Here is a 16,495-nt window from a genome sequence, read left to right on the forward strand (position 1 = left end):
ATTCCTGTTTAAGAATTCGCCACCAGCCGGGCCTTGTCGGCATTTGCCTGCGCCAGCGCTGCCAGAACTTCGTCGCGCGGCCCGAACATGCGTGCTGCACCATCGCGCAACAGCAACAGCTTGGAAGTAATGCCAATAATGCTGGTGCGGTGCGTAATCAAAACAATCGTCTTGCCGCGTTCGCGCAGATCGTTAATAGCCGCCACCAGCGCTTGTTCGCCGACATCATCGAGATTGGAATTAGGCTCGTCGAGCACGATAAAGGATGGGTCGCCATACATCGCCCGGGCCAGGCCGATGCGCTGCTTTTGGCCGCCCGACAAACCGGCGCCGCCCTCACCCAGACGGGTGTCATATCCCTGCGGAAAATGCAAAATCATGTCGTGCACACCGGCGCGCTTGGCTGACACAATCACTTGCTCGGCATCAATCTCGCCGAAGCGCGCAATGTTTTCACTGACAGTACCGGCAAAAAGTTCGATATCTTGCGGCAGATAGCCGACGTTCGGTCCCAGCTGGTCTTTGTTCCAGCGGTAGATATCGGCGCCATCCAGACGCACCTTGCCCACCATTGCCGGCCACACACCCACCATCAGTCGCGCCAGCGTCGATTTGCCCGCACCGCTAGGGCCAATCACGCCCAACACATCGCCCGGAGCAATCGCAAAACTCAAACCATTCAACACAGGAACCTTGCTGCCGGGAGGCGCCGCAGTGACGCCCTCAATCGACAAGGCGCCCAGAGGCTTGGGCAGCGCCATGCCCGCTTCACGCGCCGGATTAGCCTCCAACAGCTTAGTCAGGCGCTCGTAGGAACTGCGCATGCCGGCAAATTGTTTCCATACGCCGATCAACTGCTCCACCGGACTTAAGGCGCGGCCCATCAGGATCGAACCGGCAATCATCATCCCCAGGGTAATCTTGCCTTGAATCACCAGCAACGCGCCCAGTCCCAGCACCAGAGATTGCAAGGAAATACGGGTAAATTTGGTAAACGCACCAACGATGCCGGCTTTTTCACTGGCCTCGGCCTGCAAGCGTAGGAATTTGGTATGCAGCTTGAACCAGCGTGCCTGCAAATTCGGCAGCATGCCCATGGATTCGATCACTTCGGCATTGCGCAGATTATTGGTGGCCATAGTGCTGGATGCGATGGCCATGGTATTGGCCTCCGCCAGCGGCTTGTGCGAAACGCGTTCGTTCACATATGCCAGCACCACCAGAATGATCGTGCCGAATGTCGCCAGCAGACCGAGCCATGTATTAAAGAAATAAATCACCAGCAAATACAGCGGAAACCAGGGTGCATCAAAAAATGCAAACAGGGCATTACCCGTCATGAACTGGCGAATACTGGTCAAATCCATCAGTGCCTGGCCTGCATTGCCACCGCCCTGCTTGAGGTTTTGCTCAAACGCTGCGGTATACACCCGGGTGTTCAGCTGCATATCCATCTTGGCCGCCAATCGCACCAAAATAAAACTACGCACGAACTCAAGCACGCTCATGAACAAGTAAGCGACCAGCATGATCAGCGTAAGCATCAGCAAGGTAACCTCGTTACGGCTAGCCAGTACGCGGTCATACACCTGCAACATGTAAATTGAAGGCACCAGCATCAATAAATTAATAATGGCGCTAAACACACCAATCGTGCGGAAGACGCTCTTAAAGCTAGAGAGCGCCTGCATGATTTCATTTTTGGGAATTTGCAGCCGGGATTTCATAAGCCCGCCATTTCTGCAAACCCTGACATATCGCCGACACAATCAACAATAGCGGGAGAACAAGATACACGTGGATTGATATGAGGCATCCGCTGCTGCGGCAACAGCACACTGTCTTCTTGCATGGCTAATAGCTTTCTTTTCAGGGTTCCAAAACGATGCAATCCACTTGCACGAGGACGCCGCAATCTGGCAGATTCTGGTGTTTTGCGGGATGGTTGTGATGATGCACATCACACAGAATGTGACATTTATCACAGGCGCAGATCATAGCATGGCTTGTGATATCCGTCACATTTTGATATTGGATTGCAACAATCTGTTGCTACTGCGATACACCGCAATCTTCAGGACCAACCTGGTCCCAATCGGGAATCGTGAATCGTGAAGTTTGTCGCTGCCAGCGCCAGAATCAGCCCGAGCAGCAGAATCACCGCTTTGTAATATCGGCTCACGCAGGTCAGCAATATTCACAGCACAGCGCATGGCTGTGCGGCGGCGCGCGTTTACGGGATTGTATTGATGCGTCAAGGGCCGGCGAAGTCAGGCGGGCGGCCTGATTTGCTCTCCGGCTGAATGCAATTCAGGATGTCAGCTGCACGCTTAACTCACTGATATTGGCGGCAGTTGTCACCGCCCTGCGCCAGCCAGAGAAGGTCAGGATCAGGCGCCGTTTTTTTCGCCCGGCGGCGATAATTCATCCAGCCCCGCCTCGGCCGCATTCTTGAGCCGCGTTGGTTGCCGCACAATCAGGACGGCGCCCTTCTTTTCCAGCACATTGAGTTTAATCAGAGTATGCAGCGCGCGCGACACTGTCTCGCGGCTGGTATTGACCATGATCGCCACCTCCTGCTGTTTGGGCAAATCAATCACCGTGCCTTGGGGCGTCTCGCGCACGAGCAACTGCAATTGCGCAAACACGCGCTGAAAGGCATTCGGGATACTCAGCAGCGTGCGCTGATGGGACGATGCGCGCAAAGCCGTAGCCAAGTGTGTGAGCATGCGTTCGGCCACCAGCGGGCGGTTGAAAATTAAAGCCCGCGCCTGCGTTTGCGGCAAAAAAGCCACCTCTGCAACCTGGATCGCCACCACCGACGCCGAACGCGGCAAACCGTCAATCACCGACAGCTCGCCAAAATACGTCCCCGGATGAATGATGTGAATGCCATTCTCGCGCCCGTCCGCACTCAAGTCCACCACCTGCAAAGCGCCGCGCAGCAGAAAACCCATGTTTCCCGCCGCATTGCCCTTGCGAATCACCACATCCTGCGGCTGATACAGGCGCAGAACCATGATGCTGGCAACCTTGGTCAGCGTGTCTTCATCCAGCCCCTTGAGCAAGGGGATGTTGGCGGCAAGTTCTAATGGAATCGGCATGAAACGGTAACCACTCTATACAAAGGTGCAGCAGGCTTGGTCAAAAGAACGCTCAGAATTTCAGATAATCATCCTGAAAAACACTAAATTCGATATTCGAAAGAATCGGCGCCGGTTCGCGCTCGCGCGCCAGTTTCTCCAGCGCGGCCACATTCGACAGGGAAAACAAATGGCCATAAATCAGCGTCAGCGCGCCTGACTGGTGCAACGCCGCCACCGCTGCGGCGTCCAGCGCATCGAAGCGGGCCGCATCAATCCGGTACAACCCGGCCAGAGTGCGCGGCTGGCCGTCCGGCATGGTCAGCACCATGTCCCAGGGCACCAGCAGATCAGCCGCCAGGATGGCCTGCAACGCCTGATCGGTAGCCGCCTGATTGTCATGCACCGACTTCAGAAAACCGAGTATCTTGCGTAAAAATTCGGTGGTCTGACCAGCCTCGTCAAACAGTGGCGTACCCGATGTCTGGCTAAAATAACCGCCATCGGGATCAATGATGACGGTTTGCTCGCCGCTCTCCGAAAGCGCCGCCATACCAAACGGTACAGCCCGAAACACGGCCGGAATATAACTGCCGCACCACTGTCCCTGCTGATTGATGAACAGGTTTTCATCCGACGACAGCCCCATCAGGCCCAGCAGCGAAGCGCGGCCCTCATGCAGGCCGAACACCACCGGCATCCAGCGCAGCGCTACCGTCACCTCGGCAGCAACCAGCGCCGCCAGTGCAGTCTGGCGTGCAAAGGCAAAAGGCTGCGGCGGATTCTGATGGCGCAGGTGGCGGTGTGTGATACTCGAAAGTGCTTCCAAAGGCATGACGGCAACTCCAATAGCATTCAACCAGCGTGCAGGACATCCTGCAAAACGATAAGCGCGCATTGTGGCACGAGCGCCACCGCACGTGCAATTGCGCTACTTGACAATACCAAACACTGAACACAAAACACCGGCGCGACCTTGGACAACATGGACACCTGCAGCGTCCGCGCCATTGCTCCCCTCTCCCGCTTGCGGGAGAGGGGCTGGGGGAGAGGGCGCTCGCAATATGCAAGGTGGTCAAAGCAAGGTTCAACCTTGATTGCCTTGCCTTGCCATATAACGCGGCCGGAATATTTGCTGAATCCCTCTCTCCCGGCCTCTCTCCCGCAAGCGGGAGAGAGGAGCAAAACAGTGGGCTACTGGATGTGTAGATACCTATGCCTTCAAGGGGAGGAAAAAACCATTTCACTCTGCGGGCTGAATAGTTACCTGGCGACAGGCTAACTAAGGAGTATGCCTAAAAAAACTACCTTTATCGCATATTTAGTATGTGTAAAAAATTGATACAAGGCCATGTATCAATATATTACTACGATCCGTTTGCTGCCACAGCGGGTTGGGGTTGGGGTTGGGGTTGGGCTTAGCAGGCTCAGCCAAGCTACGGGCCCGGTGTCAAAACGCGTGACGAATCCCTGTCGGCCTTGACTGCCAACACCATCGGGACCGGGAGGCACTTTGCGGCTTCATTGGCAGCCGAGACCAGCGAATCAGGGCTCAGGTGCGCATAGCGTTGCGTGGTCTTGATCTGCGTGTGCCCAAGAATCTTTTGCACCTCATACAGCGACCGCCCTGCGTTGACCAGAAAACTGGCGAAGCTGTGCCTCAAATCATGAATGCGCACGTCGGCCAATCCGGCCAGCGTCCTCGCCGTATTCCACGATGCAAAGATGCTGACGAACGGCTTGCCGGTATCGGGATTGGCAAACGCCCACGGACACTTCGGCAGGCGCGGCACCAGGTTCAGCAGCGCCACCGCGCCATCGGATAGCGGCACGTAGCGCACCTTGCCCGATTTGCTGATTGGGATGCGCCATGCACGGCGCTCAATGTCAAAATCAGACCACTTCGCATCCAGCATTTCGCGCTTGCGGGCCCCGGTCAGGATCAGCATCGCAATGATGTATTGCAGCATGTGGTTCTCGGATTGTCCAAGAGCTTTATACAGCGCCGCCGCCTCCTCTTTCGACAAGTAGCGCTCGCACTTGTTGTTCTCTTCCATTAGCGCAAAGCCTGCAGTCGGGTTGCTCTTGACGCCGGCGACCTCCCATCGCAGCGCCAGGTTGAACAGGTAGCGCAGCAGGATCAGCAGCCGATTGCACGAACCGGGCGCATGGGTTTCGCGGTGCCTGGTGATCAGTGCAACAATATCCTGCTTCGTGATTTCGTCGATATAGCGCTTGCCCCACTGCGGCTCAATGTGATTGCGCAACAGACTTTCGTCAGTGATCCAGCTGCGCTTGTAGCTTTTGACGAAGGGCAAATATCGCTCACGGATGAAGGCCGACAGCGTCGGAACCTGCTTCAGTAGCGCCTTGCGCTCGCTGGGGTCTTCGCCCATCGCGATTTGATTGCGCCGCTTGTCTGCCAGCGCTCTTGCTTGCGTGAGCGTTATGTCTGCTGCGTCCGCCAGGCGGAACTGGCGGGTTTTGCCGCGTTCATCTTGATAGCGCAGGTAAAATGTCTTGCCGCCGGACATGCGAACTTCAAGCATTAGGCCCTTGCAGTCCGTATCAAAGAGGTCGACTTTTTTTTTACCTCCAGGACAAACAGCGGTTTTAATAATCTGAGTGGTAAGTAAAATGCGTGCCATGGAGTGTCCTTTCGGGTATGCCTTCAGCGCAACTTTATAGGACTAATAGTAGCGTATTCGCTATTTTAACGCAATGGAAAAAGCCTTGGAAAACGTAAAAATTGCGGTCGCGTTGCGTTCAGCGCGCATAGCGCTTGGCTGGGGTCAGCAAGAGTTTGCCGACAAGATGGAAGTTGCTAAATCGACTATCGCGCGCATCGAGACAGTAGAGATGACGGCCAAGGCCGACTTCCTGAACCGCGCCTTACGACTATTTCGTGATGCGGGGGTGGTCATTGATTTGCTTGACTCTGACAAGGTTGCATTCACAGTTGAAATCGCAGGACTCATGGAGGCGCAGAACAGACTCAAGAACGAGGCAATGCGAAGGAGTGACCGGAAGACAAGTGTCATGGTCGATACCTTGCCGACCGGCCGTGTAGTGCACTCAAAAAAGAAAACGTAGAAACTCGGAAAGTGGGTTAAGAAAACTCGTAGGTTGCTCAAACAATCAAGTTTTTGTTAAGTCATTGACTTCAAAGGAAATCGTTCGCTGAGCATGAAAAGTATGCGATCGCGACAATCACTCCGAAATAGGTGGTTCGTAGGTTTTTGAATTAACTAGACTAATAGTAGTAATAAATTCGTTTGCAATCAGAGACTTAGTCTAGCGGTGAACTAGGTCGCTCACTACTAATCTGGATTCTGGTGCGACTTTCACTGGCGGCAATGGAAACGACATCTTCAACGCCGGCGTTGTTTCGAGCATTAACGGAACAACCGGTGCTGTTGTACTGTCGGACACATTGCAAAATATCGACTTCCTGAACGGCGGTGCTGGTACGGACACACTGAATGTCACGCTCAACAGTGGTGTTGTTGCTGCTCCGACAATGACAAGCATTGAAAACGTGAATCTGCGTGTTACTGCAGCGGCCTCTGCACTGGACCTGCTGAACGCAACTGGCGTTACTTCTGTGACCATTGCAAACAGCACCATTGATTCGACTGCTGCCGCTGGAACGGTCAACAACGTCGGCGCAGTGGCTACGCTGGCGGTCAAGAACCAAAATACGGCTGTTTCCTTCAACAAGTCAACCGCTACGACCCTCGGCCTGACTGTTGATACCGTTGGTGTTGTCTCTGTTAACCCGGCTGTCGCAAAGCAGGTTGTTGTTGATTTGGGCGTCGCTGCTGCTTCCAAGGCAACGACACTGAACATCACCGCTAACGCGTCTAACGTCGAAGTTAAAGACACTACAGGCGGTTCCGTTGCTACTGCCGTTAGCATCGCTGCTACCGGTGCAAACATTGTTAAATTGGCCGATGGCGCTACAACTGCGACTTCGCTGACTGTTACAGGAACGGGTTCGGTAGACGTCTCTGGCGCTGCTCTGACTGCGGTTAAAACGGTAACCGTTGGCGATGGCGGCGTAAAACTTGACGCTACTGGTAACACTGCTACTACTCTGGCTGTAACTACTGGCGCAGGTGCGGACACCCTGACCCTCACTGGTGCGAACCTGACTACTGTTTCGACAGGCGCAGGCAACGACAAAGTCACGCTGACAAGCGGCGCTGCTGCTGCTGCAAGCATTAACTTGGGCACTGGCGACGACACGCTGGCATTGGGCGCTGCTCCGGTTGCAGGTGTTACTTTGAATGGTGGCGACGGTACCGATACTTTGGCTTCTACTGCTGCTATTTACAACGGCATGTTGACCGGCGGTTCAGCGTTTACCGCTGCACAACTGGCTAAGGTCACGAACTTCGAAGTGTTGAAGATTACTGATGCTCTGGCAGACGCTTCCAGCTTTGACGTTTCAGCAATCGCTGGAATCGGCAGCTTTGTCGCTGGTGCTGGCGTACTTGGTGATAACACCAAAAACGCAAACGTAACTGGTTTGGCTGCAAACGCGTCCGTAACACTGGCTGGCGATCTGGGCGCAACTGCTTACACCGCCGCAGCAACTGCAGCAGCAGGCAAGCTGACCACTGTTTTCAAGGCCGATACATTGAGCGACACATTAAACCTCAAGTTGAATGCCAACTATATTGAAAACAACGACGCTACTTCGACCAAAGCTGCTGTGACTGAAACTGTCGATGCATCCAAGATCGAAAATCTGATCGTAACTAGCGCCGGTACTGCTGTTTCTGGCGCAACGGCCGCAGCCTCTACTGCAAATCCGTTCCTTGGCGCTGCTGGCAACTTGGCTGACGGTGTTGTCAATACCTTGGCGTTGACAGATGCCGCTTTGGTATCGCTGACTGTGAACGGTGACCAAGGCTTCTCGTTCACTTCTGCTTCAACGATGACCAAGCTAGCTACCATCGACGCTTCGGCTAACACTGGCGGTCTGACTTTCAGCGGCGCTGCAGCTGACGTATCGACTGCAACCTCTTCTGCAGCAATGACTATCAAGGGTTCGGCTACTGCAGCTAACACCCTGACAGGCTCAGGTAATTCTGACACCATCGTTGGCGGTGCCAAGGCTGACACAATCACCGGTGGTCTTGGTGGCGATACATTGACTGGTAACGGCGGCAACGATAAATTCATTATCTCTACTGGCGAATCCACTATTGCTACTGGTAAAGCAGATACCATCACTGACTTCGTAGCTAATACCTTCGGCGCTGGTGCGAATGGTGCAGTTACTTCTGCTGGTGCAAATGGTGTTGCTGCTACTAGCTTGACTGGCGATGTAATCCAGTTGCACAACGCGACTGTTGGCGCTACTGCGCAAATCATCACTGTTGGTGTTTACACTAATGCTGCTGATGCAACTACGTTCTTGCAGACACAGTCCGCAACAGAAGGTTTAGCTGCAAATCAATCAGTACACGCTGCATTGAACTCAACTACAGGTGACCTGTATGTTGATATTGATGGTAACGGTACTACTGATCTGTACATCCACTTGACTGGTGTAACGACATTGACTGCAGCAGCGTTCTTGATCGTTTAATCTCCCCGCGGAACAATAGCGAATAATAGGGGACAGACCACGTTTAATCGGCCAAGTCCCCTAGCCCTCAGACCATCGAGGGTGCATTAAGTCAAAGAACCCCGTCTCTCGCAAGGAGTCGGGGTTTTTCTTTTGTCGTTCTTGGATAACTAAGTAAAGTTTTCCGCGACATCAAGCCCGGTTTTTTTGCATTTCGGTGTTTTTTTGGCTTTTGCGGGTGTTTTTGAGACCGAGTGCGTGTGTTTTTGCGCCGTTCCTGCGACTTTTTTGGTGTTTCAACTACGACGGACGCGCGGAAACAGCCGGTATGCCGGCGTGTGAAGTTTTGTTCCTGTTTGAAGCTAGGCGGGGAGTGCTGCGCCGACCCTGGCCGCTTGTGCCAGTCGTTCCGCTTCCAGAATGGCTTTTTCTTCCCGATAGCGCCGTTTGATATCCACCGTTTCCAGTGCATGCTGCTCCAACATTTGCGGCCGGTCCAGCATCTGCTGTGCCAGTTTTACCGGTATCACCATCCACTCCGTTAGACGCGTGCGCACCGACGCCACCACGGTGGTGGCGGTACGCCACAACAGTGCGGTTTTGACTTCTCCGGTTCTGCGGTTGACCTTTGTCCCCGGCATTTTGCTTTTGCGTTTCATCAGCAGGGTAATTCCTTTGGTGCGCGTGATGGTCTCGCCATAACTGTTCAACGCTTGTTCCAGCAACCGGCCCAACACAAAGCGCCGGGCAGTTTTAGTCTTGCCATGGCGACAGGCATCCAAGCCTCCCAGCGCTTTCAGAAAGCGCGTCGCATCGCCGCGCTGACCGGCGCCGGCTTCAATCCGTCCAGCTTTTTCGCCACCACGCGCCAGCACCCACAATTTCTTCAGCTCCCTGTGCACCGGCGCGGTGGTCAGACGGCGCAGCTCGTCCCAGGCAGTCAGGCATTTTGCGACACCGAACAATTGTCCTTGGTTGATGCCCCATAGACTGCGATACGCATCCACCCGTTTTACCGATTGCTGATGCTTTTCTTTCTTCTTTTGCGTAGCTGCGTCATTGTCGACGAACAGTCCCGCTTGCTTGTTCAGCTCGTCGCCGGCATCGACGGTTTTCAATAAATATTTCATCGCATAAGAGGCGCCGCTGGAGATGTCGCGGTTGATACGCGACAATTCCACTTGCGCACCTTCCTTCGCATGCGTGACTGGGCGGGAGATATCCTCGAGCAAATCCGCACGGCTGTCGAACACTACGTCGCCAGCGGTATTTTTTTCATTTTTGTACGACGGCGCCTTTACTTTAAGTTTTTTGGGAAAGTACTTCATGATGGCGGCTAGGATTCTGGTTTCATGCTCAGGGCGATACAGCAACCAAATATGCCAGTGCGGACAGGCATCCTGATGGGGTTCTGCCACCCGCAGCCCCGATAAGCGGATGCCAACCCGGTGCAGATCCCGCAGAACCCCCTGCCAGCGATGGCACAGCGATTGATGCGCTTCGCGCGGTGACGCACCATTCCAGCTGTTTTCTCCGTGCGATGGGTTCGGGTGCCATTTCGGCTCCAGGGTCAGCGTCACCATCGCTGCAGCCAGGCCCGAATCCAGGCTCAAGGTGTCCATTGCTTTGACGAACGCATACAATTTTGCAAACCGTTCTTTTGGCCCTGGCGCGACCCGTTCCAGCGTCAGCGGCTCATACGGCTTGTCGCCCTCGGCTACTGGAATCGGATATCGCGGAATGAGCACCGTGTTCTTCATCCAGTCTGCCTGACGCCGCAGTTGCGCTGCGCGCATGGTCACGGTCGCGTCTGACGCATAGGTTTCCCGTCCGCGACCGATGAGATGCAGGCGTAAAAAAAGTGTTCACGGGCGCGCAGGATGCGCACCCGTAGAGCGCGTCTCCAGTAACGGGCATCGGCCAGTCTGGCCAACTGGGTACTCAGGTTCTGGCCTGGTATCACAATTCCCAACAGCTTTTGTGCAGCGCGCAGCTTCACCAGCGGCGGCAGGTCTTGTTTTGCCAATTTCAGGGCCAATGCGCGCACGTCGTCTTCGGTGTAATCGATATAGCTCGCTATTTCGCCTGCAGCCGCAATTAAGTCAGCTTTGTGCCGGGCCAGACCGCGCGCAATCGCGTTGAGGATATGGCCGTCGCGCAGCTGCTTCTCTACCGGGATATCGGCGATTGCGCTAAACGGGGCATCTTCGGGAAACAGCGGCGAATACGCCAGACCCAATAAGCGAGTGGTTTCTTCCGTGAGCGCCAGGCTCAGTAGTGCTTCGACGCCCTGTCGGGAGGGCCGGAGTTTTTTAGGAGGCGAGGATAAGGAGCAGGTGTTCGTTACCGGCGGCAGCGGCTGGGTCCAGAACGGTGCATTTGGTGCAAGCGCTGACGCAGCGGCATCGGGCGGCAAGGGGTGCGCAGACGCGCTTGGCAGGACATTACATTCGTTCATCACGTGCATCCATTCGGGGGGATGCAACGTGTAGCTACCTATTTTTAAATATGCGTCGTCCTAAAAAAAATATTTCTGGTCGATGCTCAAAAGCGTAGGTTGTATAAAAATTGTTGCTATACACAGTGACACTCGTGTCATTCGTCTCGTCGGGGGAGGAATAAGGCGCTCTCGCACACTGTGCGGGAGCGTTTTTCATGGGAATTTCAATAAAAAGCGCGCCAGGTCGCGCGGCACCGGTTTTTTTACACCATTCCAATATGCCGTTCTTGCCATTCGCTATACGACACGAGGCCCCATTTCGGAGGGTCCACTACAGAGGTCATATGCAAACAGCAGAGCAAAACCAAAAAGCAGAACAATCCAGGTTTCTGGGGCGTCTGATGTCCCCTTTGGAAGTTTACGCGGCGACATTAAGCCGTTCCGACCTCCCGCGCGACATCAAATTCGACTGGTTCTTGTGCGGCGACGTCTCCGAAGCCTTTTGGGATGCGCTAATGGAACGGCCAGGTGCAGTGGGATTTCGAATTACTGCATTCACGACGCCGGTTCATACGGGATACGTATGTTTTGCGCTGCAAATCGACCGCACCCAGGTGCGTTTTCTGCTGCCGATGGGGAGCGAGAAAGTCGCCTGGTTTTTGAAAGATGCGAGTTTGAGCGGAGTCCATTTGTCGATTGCGCGTAACAGCAGCAGCAAAGCGATAGTGCGCACATTTGGTGCCGCACCGGCCCTTATCGCACCGTTGCTCGACGTTGCCAAACAATGTCGAGCGCTGATGGGCGATGCGTTGATAAGCGATTTCGCGCTGGCGGTGGCTGCAGTTTCCAAGGCCTCGACGATGGCAAGCGCACTACAGGGCGTTGTGGTCCAAGACGTACAAGTGATTGTCGTCTCGCCCGAATAAAAAAGGGCTTGTGCGCTGTGCATTGCGCAACAAGCCAGAGTATTTGATTTGATTCAATTTACATTGATTGTGTTCTTTTCACGACCCGCCAAATTGGCGGATCTTTTTTTACTTCTTCTCCGCCTGCGGGGCCCGGATACGGGTCCGTCCGACGCCAGCAGCGGACATCGCCGCCAGTAACGTGCTCCATTCATCCCGGGACGCCGCCGCCAGCGCCGGCAGGTTCTTGTCTTTCGGTTGCCGGCGGTACCAGGCTGCTGCTTCTTGCAAAAGCACCGGCAGGTTCAGCCCCGTGTTGCGCTGGTTTTCTATGCTGCGCACGGTTTGCTGATAGGTCAGCCAGTTGGCCAATTGGCGCCGTTCCGGCTCGGTCAGTCGAGCCACCAAATCCTCCGACGCCGCAGTGGCATCTTTCGACAACGTGCCGAGCTGTTCGCTGCGGCCGCGTTTTGTGAGCGGGTCGTAGGTAGTGCGAATGAGTGAAATAGTGGTTTTTCGGGTGCGGATTTGCATGTGCTGCTCCTTAAAGGCCGTAGGCGGACATTCGCCAAGTCTTATAGGCACAGTGGTTATTCGCATACGAGGGATGCATGTCAGGCACAAGGAAATGCCACTCGTTCAATCTTCAGCGGCTCACAAAACCCACTACTATGGATGCTGTTAACAAAAGTTAGTCGGAGGGGTCCTGGACTTGACTCTCAACGGGACTTTGCGGTTCGACTTTGCACCACGTAAATGGAAACACCCCAGACCAAGTCTCTTCCGGGGTATCTGGCAACGTCGTGATGATGATTTTCAGTACGTCGAGTCCACCGTGTTCGAATTGGACCGAGTAGCCGTGTTGCGTTTTTTTGAATGTAGGGTATTTGTAACTTTTAGCTGCCAGCGCCTGTTCGATGGTCTTACGGACAGAGCGCGCGATTTTCGCATCGCTGCAGTGCATAGACAGTGCGACAACAAACTCTTTCCCGTCGTGTACGAGGTGATGTTTTTCGCGCAGCACGCGCACAAGTCCGCGCAGGCGCTCTGCGCCGGACGGCTCACCCGGCGCTGATTTTTTGCGTGTGGTCGAGCGACGCGACGTCTCAATCTCGTGCCATACCGCTGTCGTACCGGTGAGCGTGATAGCGTCCGGGATTTTTCCGAAATAGTTTTTTATCTCGTGGAACATGGCTGAGGGTAGATTCGATTCAGTGAATCCCATCATCTTTTTTGAGCGCGCTGCAATCGCAATCAATATTCCCCAATTCCGGTGTATTTTGTTCGCGTCGTGCAGAGCTGCGAGCGTCGAGCCCGCCCTATAGCTTTTATCCACATCGTTCAAATATGCTGCGCCTTTTGTTGTGAGCGCATAGTACCGTCCCTCGTCGCGCCAATCGAGATATTTAATGAGCCCAAGAGCTGAAGCATTGTTGACAACGCGATGTGTAGCTGCAAGTGCGGCAGTCTGTGCTCGTCCCGGGAACAGACCGAACGATATCGCATATAGCCGCAGACACCTGTAGCGGTTAAGTAGAGCGAGGCAGGCAATGATGTATACCGCTTTTGCTTTTGTCCCGGAGACGCGAAGAGTTGGCGTTTTTTTGTTGTTGGCTTCCATTAAGGTACTCTCGTGAATGCGCTCAAAATTGAGCGCAAAACACGTCTAGCTATCCGCTTCACGAAAAACACCCAAAGGCACCGGCGGGCGTATACGCCCACCTGCTTTTACGGCAAGGTTCGGCGTATACGCCAAACCACTTTAAGGCATCTAGCCGGGGTATACCCCGTCGTCGTCGAAGGGCCCGGCTGCGCCGGCGGGAACCCCAAGTTCCTCCAGGTGCCAAAACGTTTCCCCTTGCGGGGAACCTGTCTCCTGGACTGCGCCGTCCCGATAAATCCGGGACGCCTTGCCCGCGGGTCAGCGTTACCCTATTTTTTCCATGAAGCCGGAAAAACAGGGGCCCTGGCTGTCTCCTCGGGAAACTCAGGGTTCCCGCCGCCCCAGCAATCACGGGCTTTTTTCTGCCCTAATTTCCGACGATGAAGCCGTCGAAAATCAGGGAACCCGTGAAAAAAGCCCGCTCACTGCGGTCAAGGGCAAGGCGCTTTGCCCTAATTTAATAAGGTAAACCCCCGGCTTTGCCGGGGGACTCACCAAGGTTTGACCTTTACGTCGGTCGGTTTGAAACTTCTATCTCTACCAAAAGAAGGAGTTTCAAAGTGAAAGAGTACCAAAGTTTGAGTCATACGAGATGGGATTGCAAATATCACATCGTGTTTATCCCGAAGCGACGCAAGAAAATGATTTATGGGGCATTACGCAAGCACCTTGGCGATATATTTCGGGAGTTGGCGCAGCAAAGGCAGTGCGAGGTTGTTGAAGGCCATCTCATGAATGACCATGTTCATATGTGTTTGAGCGTGCCGCCAAAGTATTCAATATCAAACGTGGTTGGCTTTATCAAGGGGAAGAGTGCGATTTCGATAGCACGGCATTTTGGAGGTCGGCAGAGAAATTTTACTGGAGAGGTATTTTGGGCGCGAGGCTACTTTGTCTCGACAGTAGGGTTGGATGAAGAAATAGTTCGTGCCTACATCCGTAATCAGGAGAAAGAAGATGATCGTTACGATCAAATGAAATTGGGATTGTAGCCGCCTTTAGGCGGATCACGGGTTACCAGCGCCGTTGAGGCGCCCCAGCAATAAACCTCCGGCTTTGCCGGAGGTAGCTTAATTTTCGACGATGAGGCCGCCGAAAATCAGGGAACCCGCAGCGCCCCTCCAATCAAAACCACGCGGAATGCGCCTGCGTTTTTGCCCAATGCGGCCGTCTGTCGCCGTCGCTGGACGAAACTAGCCCTATCCAACGTACTACCGCCGCCGACGGCGCACCACGTGCAGCAGACGGCGCACAAGGTGAATTATGCGGCGCCGATTGTTGCGTCTACGGCGTGTGCTACGCCGGATAGGGCGCGTGTGCCGCCATATATGGCGCATACAGCAACCACGGCCACGGCACAACCCGCGCTTTTCGACTTGGCGTACGCATGATGCAGGGCTGGGTCGATGCGATACCGGCGGGTGAATTTTTTTGTCAGTGCGTGCAGGCGCACGGGACGCCCTTCGCCGCTGGTCCAGCACCCGTTTTTTTTTCGCCACGCCAGGTGTACACCGCGTGCTTATCTGGCCGACAGATTTTTTGTGCATGGTTGCTATACGCAGTGAGGACATTGCCTCAACCAACAAACAGGCCAAAGGACACACATGAACACGACCATTATTGCAACCGCCAAAAACATCTCGCTGCCACAATTTTCATCATCAGTATCCAGTGAGATTCGTCAGCTTCCGCGTCTGATTCAATGGCTCTACAAAGCCGCTGCAGAGCGCGGAGAAAGCAAAATCGAGCTTGCGCGCCAGTTACGAATTACGTACGGTTATCTGGCACAACTCGCTTCCGGCTTGCGCTCTGTGGAAACGATTACCGCGTCGCTTTCACGCTCGTGCGCCAGCTATCTGAGGGTGCCACCGGTGGCCGTGATGCTCGCGGCAGGACGCATCCAGACAGTAGACTTTTTGCTGCCGGAAGCCGGTCACTCTCCGACTCTGCAGCTGAACACAGGATTGGAACGGATTGCTGCCGACCCGCTTATGGGGTGTCTGATGCCCGCCGCGGTTTGGGACGTGCCTGACTCGGTAAAGAGCTTGCTGATTGCGCTGCACGAAGACGCAACGCAACAGGAGCTGTTTCCGCCACGGCGCTTGCCGATGTTGTTCCAGGGGCTGCAGGACGCAGCGCTAGCCCTGCAGGACCTCGACGCAGCCCTTGACGCTGCAGCAACCGCGGACTTCATCGCCGCTAACGAGGGACTCGATGCGTAGCGCCGGCGGGATTTCTGTTATTGACTGGCTTTTGCTGCTGGCAAACGCACAAGGGCGCAGACAGATGCTATTGGTTTGGCTGGCGCAAAGGGCGCAGGCCGACGGCTATTCGTTGCCTGCGCTGGCGCAGGTGCTAGGCGTGTCGCACGGCTATCTGTATACGCTGTATGCGGGGCAACGCGACGTTGCCAATCTAGACGAAGAGGTCATTGCGGCACTGGCACGCTATTTGGGACAGTCGGCCATCGTCGTGCGCTGCGCTGCGGGGGAAATTCTGTTGTCTGATTTCTTTACTGCAGACGGGATAGAAACGGCGCGAGACGTCATCAAAGAGCGTTTGCCGGAATTGGCGATGTTGTGCGAGCGGGAGCCAGCTGTGGTTACTGTTTTTGCGGCGACGTTGGCCGGTCTGAACCTCGTTTCAAGAAAGGTATTGCGCAATCTTGTCACTGACGGGCCGAATCCGGTCCGGATGTTCATTATTTAAAGAAATTATTTTTGTAATTTATTCACCGCGGATTTCGGTTCGCGGTTTTTTTTCGTCTGCTGGGTGCGGATTTTCGTGCATTTAGTTCGTTTTTTACGGTTTTTTCATATTTTTTTT

At 54.5% G+C, this 16,495-nt stretch carries 15 protein-coding genes; 6 read left to right on the forward strand and 9 right to left on the reverse strand.

Annotation, left to right across the window (positions count from 1 at the left end):
• Positions 1-8: 8 nt before the first annotated feature.
• From FKCLFG_RS11990 to FKCLFG_RS12010, 5 genes are all read right to left on the reverse strand, one after another.
• Entirely contained in the window at positions 9-1,727 is a 1,719-nt protein-coding gene (locus tag FKCLFG_RS11990) for a type I secretion system permease/ATPase (protein ID WP_472613316.1), read from the reverse strand.
• Positions 1,724-1,852, reverse strand: coding sequence for a hypothetical protein (locus FKCLFG_RS11995; RefSeq protein WP_472613317.1), 129 nt, complete (start codon positions 1,850-1,852; stop codon positions 1,724-1,726). The genes FKCLFG_RS11990 and FKCLFG_RS11995 overlap by 4 nt, the downstream gene beginning before the upstream one ends.
• A 538-nt stretch (positions 1,853-2,390) precedes the next feature.
• The gene (locus tag FKCLFG_RS12000) at positions 2,391-3,104 is read right to left on the reverse strand and encodes a Crp/Fnr family transcriptional regulator (RefSeq protein ID WP_472613318.1); all 714 of its coding nucleotides are present in this window, start codon (positions 3,102-3,104) and stop codon (positions 2,391-2,393) included.
• Between the two features lie 52 nt (positions 3,105-3,156).
• Complete coding sequence (locus tag FKCLFG_RS12005) at positions 3,157-3,918, reverse strand: SapC family protein (RefSeq protein ID WP_472613319.1); 762 nt, start codon at positions 3,916-3,918, stop codon at positions 3,157-3,159.
• A 601-nt stretch (positions 3,919-4,519) separates the two neighbouring features.
• Entirely contained in the window at positions 4,520-5,731 is a 1,212-nt protein-coding gene (locus FKCLFG_RS12010; RefSeq protein ID WP_472613320.1) for a tyrosine-type recombinase/integrase, read from the reverse strand.
• 85 nt (positions 5,732-5,816) lie between these two features.
• Here FKCLFG_RS12010 and FKCLFG_RS12015 point away from each other — a divergent pair, with 85 nt between their 5' ends.
• Both FKCLFG_RS12015 and FKCLFG_RS12020 read left to right on the forward strand, forming a co-directional pair.
• The gene (locus tag FKCLFG_RS12015) at positions 5,817-6,176 is read left to right on the forward strand and encodes a helix-turn-helix transcriptional regulator (protein WP_472613321.1); all 360 of its coding nucleotides are present in this window, start codon (positions 5,817-5,819) and stop codon (positions 6,174-6,176) included.
• A gap of 340 nt (positions 6,177-6,516) precedes the next feature.
• Positions 6,517-8,682, forward strand: coding sequence for a beta strand repeat-containing protein (locus FKCLFG_RS12020; RefSeq protein WP_472613322.1), 2,166 nt, complete (start codon positions 6,517-6,519; stop codon positions 8,680-8,682).
• A 341-nt stretch (positions 8,683-9,023) separates the two neighbouring features.
• Here FKCLFG_RS12020 and FKCLFG_RS12025 read toward each other — a convergent pair whose 3' ends face one another.
• Together FKCLFG_RS12025 and FKCLFG_RS12030 are read right to left on the reverse strand one after the other, a co-directional pair.
• Positions 9,024-10,457: a replication endonuclease gene (locus FKCLFG_RS12025; protein ID WP_472613323.1), complete on the reverse strand. Its 1,434-nt coding sequence runs from the start codon at positions 10,455-10,457 to the stop codon at positions 9,024-9,026.
• A 2-nt stretch (positions 10,458-10,459) separates the two neighbouring features.
• Positions 10,460-11,119, reverse strand: coding sequence for a hypothetical protein (locus FKCLFG_RS12030; protein WP_472613324.1), 660 nt, complete (start codon positions 11,117-11,119; stop codon positions 10,460-10,462).
• Between the two features lie 326 nt (positions 11,120-11,445).
• On the opposite strand from FKCLFG_RS12030, the gene FKCLFG_RS12035 reads away from it, so the two are divergent.
• Complete coding sequence (locus FKCLFG_RS12035; RefSeq protein ID WP_472613325.1) at positions 11,446-12,027, forward strand: hypothetical protein; 582 nt, start codon at positions 11,446-11,448, stop codon at positions 12,025-12,027.
• 108 nt (positions 12,028-12,135) lie between these two features.
• Here the strand turns inward: FKCLFG_RS12035 and FKCLFG_RS12040 are convergent, their stop codons facing one another.
• Positions 12,136-12,540, reverse strand: coding sequence for a hypothetical protein (locus tag FKCLFG_RS12040; protein ID WP_472613326.1), 405 nt, complete (start codon positions 12,538-12,540; stop codon positions 12,136-12,138).
• Positions 12,541-12,697: 157 nt separating this feature from the next.
• A complete protein-coding gene (locus FKCLFG_RS12045; protein ID WP_472613327.1) occupies positions 12,698-13,627 on the reverse strand; it encodes a hypothetical protein in 930 nt (309 codons plus the stop codon).
• A 602-nt stretch (positions 13,628-14,229) separates the two neighbouring features.
• Here FKCLFG_RS12045 and tnpA point away from each other — a divergent pair.
• The 3 genes from tnpA (at position 14,230) to FKCLFG_RS12060 (ending at position 16,378) form a co-directional block, all read left to right on the forward strand.
• On the forward strand, positions 14,230-14,661 hold the full coding sequence (gene tnpA / locus FKCLFG_RS12050; protein ID WP_472613328.1) for an IS200/IS605 family transposase: 432 nt from the start codon (positions 14,230-14,232) through the stop codon (positions 14,659-14,661).
• A 612-nt stretch (positions 14,662-15,273) separates the two neighbouring features.
• Positions 15,274-15,891 carry a hypothetical protein gene (locus tag FKCLFG_RS12055; protein ID WP_472613329.1) on the forward strand — a complete coding sequence of 206 codons (618 nt, stop codon included), beginning with the start codon at positions 15,274-15,276 and terminating at the stop codon, positions 15,889-15,891.
• Positions 15,884-16,378, forward strand: coding sequence for a hypothetical protein (locus FKCLFG_RS12060; protein WP_472613330.1), 495 nt, complete (start codon positions 15,884-15,886; stop codon positions 16,376-16,378). Before FKCLFG_RS12055 ends, FKCLFG_RS12060 begins: the two co-directional genes overlap by 8 nt.
• Positions 16,379-16,495: the final 117 nt, after the last annotated feature.

Source organism: Gelidimonas denitrificans (genome assembly GCF_055694065.1).